1 protein-coding gene is annotated in these 371 nt (G+C 52.0%); it reads right to left on the bottom strand.

What is annotated here, in order from left to right:
• A partial coding sequence (locus PUR53_RS00145) for a hypothetical protein (RefSeq protein WP_329906952.1) occupies positions 1-200 on the bottom strand: 200 nt, incomplete at its 3' end.
• Between the last annotated feature and the right edge of the window lie 171 nt (positions 201-371).

Here is a 371-nt window from a genome sequence, read left to right as displayed (position 1 = left end):
TTTTTTTTTTTTTTTTTTTTTTTTTTGTTCTTGTTTGCTTTTTTTTTTTTTTTTTTTGATTTGTTTTTTTTTTTTTTTTTTTTCTTTTTTGTTGTTTGTTTGTTGGTGGTGTGGGGGGGTCGGCCCCCCCGCCCCCCGCGGCGGGGGCGGGCGGGTTGCCGCGGGGGGGGGCGCCTTCCGTGTGGGCGGGGGCGGTACATCTGGCCCCAAACCCGCAGCTAGGCGGCCGCCCCCCCCCCCCCCCACCCCCCAACCAACCCCCCCCACCACCACACCCAACACAAACCACACCCCCACCAAAAAAAAAAAAACACACCCCAAACACACAAAAAACAAAAAAAAAAACAACAATACCACCCCACCCCCCCCAA

Source organism: Streptomyces sp. SP18BB07 (assembly GCF_036322545.1).
Classification (GTDB): domain Bacteria; phylum Actinomycetota; class Actinomycetes; order Streptomycetales; family Streptomycetaceae; genus Streptomyces; species Streptomyces deccanensis.
Note: the sequence above shows the minus strand (reverse complement) of the source record. Positions and strands in the feature narration are given on the sequence as shown.